Annotated in this window: 4 protein-coding genes; 1 reads left to right on the top strand and 3 read right to left on the bottom strand. The window is 48.5% G+C overall.

The genetic code is table 11. The annotated features are described in order from the left end of the window. A partial coding sequence (locus GCWU000341_RS12840; protein ID WP_155812597.1) for an integrase core domain-containing protein occupies positions 1-177 on the top strand: 177 nt, incomplete at its 5' end. 146 nt (positions 178-323) lie between these two features. Here GCWU000341_RS12840 and istB read toward each other — a convergent pair. The 3 genes from istB to GCWU000341_RS12835 all read right to left on the bottom strand — a co-directional run. Beyond that, positions 324-1076 (bottom strand): IS21-like element helper ATPase IstB, encoded by a 753-nt coding sequence (gene istB / locus GCWU000341_RS00045; RefSeq protein WP_009213518.1) that lies wholly within the window; start codon positions 1074-1076, stop codon positions 324-326. After that, positions 1066-1614 (bottom strand): Mu transposase domain-containing protein, encoded by a 549-nt coding sequence (locus GCWU000341_RS00040; RefSeq protein WP_207635059.1) that lies wholly within the window; start codon positions 1612-1614, stop codon positions 1066-1068. The genes istB and GCWU000341_RS00040 overlap by 11 nt, the downstream gene beginning before the upstream one ends. Positions 1615-1636: 22 nt before the next feature. Next, positions 1637-1805 (bottom strand): integrase core domain-containing protein (locus tag GCWU000341_RS12835; protein WP_155812595.1); only part of this gene is annotated, 169 nt, incomplete at its 5' end.

The raw sequence follows: 1805 nt of genomic DNA, 5'->3' as shown, positions 1-1805 counted from the left end.
CGGTATTTCAACACCTTGAAAAATGAGCTCTTATATCTACACGAGTATTCATCTGAGGAGGTGCTATACTCGTCCATCGATGAATTTGCATATGTATGGTACAACCATGTGCGACCTCATTCATACAATGGATATAAGACACCATTTGAGGCAAGGACTGGAATATCGAATTATTAAGCCATACGTGTTACAAAAAAGCTTGACCACTACACTCATCATGGTGTTGATCTGCTCCTGTGAATAAGGGTATAAACGTCAACCCGAAAGTGAGCCACACGCTAGCTTGATTTTGAACCACCTGCGCTAGCTTGAAAGTGAGCCACTTACCGTTTCTGTTTCTTTGCCTGTTCCAGGCGATACGATGTGCCGTTCATGTCTAGGATGTAGGAATGAAAGGTCAATCGATCCACCATGGCCGCTACCATTGCCGTGTTCTCGAACAAGTCTACCCATTCTGAGAATGGGAGGTTGGTAGTTACGATAATGCTGCCGCGTTCACTGCGATCGGCAATTACCTTGAAAAGCAGTTCCGACTGGTAGCGGTCGAAACTCACATAGCCCATTTCATCGAGGATCAGCAGGTCCGCACACCGGATCCGTTTCTCCAGTCGACCGAGGACGTAACTCTCTTTTGCCTCTGCCAGTTCCGTGGAAAGAGAAGCAGCATTTTTGAAGAGAACGCTCATCCCGAGAGAACAGGCCTTGAGAGCAAGGCCGATCGCCATATGTGTCTTGCCCCTGCCCGGGTTTCCGAGCATAACAAGGTTCTTCTTCTCCTTGATGAACTTGCAGCTGGACAGTTCGTTCAGGAAGAGATCCGTGATCTTTCCGTCGTATCTTAAAAGATCGAGTTCCTCCAGCGTCTTGGTATAAGGCAGGCCTGCCTGTTTCAGGCGACGCTGATTCTGGTTCTCCTGCCGTTGTTCATACTCCGCCTGCATGAGGGAAAGCAGGAGGCTTCCAAAGTCCGCTTTACTGTCCATCTGACGCAGGAGATCCGGATACTGCCCGAACGTTGGGACTTTTAGCTGCTTGGCGAGAAGTTTTACCTGCTCCAGGTTCGTATCAGTTCGCATAAGTAGCTCCCTTCAGTCTATCGTACTCATGAAGGTCGACCGTACGGATACGGACAGGATCCTTGATCGAAGAAATCCTGCACTGTTGTTCTTTTAGGAAGGCGATGATGGTCTTGTGGTCTGTATGTTCCTCTTTCCACTGATCGAGCACTTCCTGCGGAATGTTCTGCCGGACAGGCGCGGCATTGAAGAAGGCACGGCCTCTTGTTTCCAACAGCGGAAGGTAATCTTCCAGCCGGTAGATATGTTGATGGCTCCCAAAGCACCGATCATGTTCCGCAATCCGCTCTCCTCCGAAGAAGACTTCGATCCGCTCCGGATATGCCTTGATTCCGACCATGCGGCCGACATAGACGACCGGCACGGAATAATCGTTCGTCTGAAAGCGAACGGTGGAGAACGCATTCACACGGGTGTTCACACACTTACCGGTCTCGAAGATGTATTGCGGTAACGGACGGAGTGATTCTTTTTCCGCAAGAAACATCGCGCCGACGGTATCCGGCTTTCCTTGTATCGTATGATCTGTAGTGGTCAAGCTTTTTTGTAACACGTATGGCTTAATAATTCGATATTCCAGTCCTTGCCTCAAATGGTGTCTTATATCCATTGTATGAATGAGGTCGCACATGGTTGTACCATACATATGCAAATTCATCGATGGACGAGTATAGCACCTCCTCAGATGAATACTCGTGTAGATATAAGAGCTCATTTTTCAAGGTGTTG

The organism is Oribacterium sp. oral taxon 078 str. F0262 (assembly GCF_000160135.1).
Taxonomy (GTDB): domain Bacteria; phylum Bacillota; class Clostridia; order Lachnospirales; family Lachnospiraceae; genus Oribacterium.
Note: the sequence above shows the minus strand (reverse complement) of the source record. Positions and strands in the feature narration are given on the sequence as shown.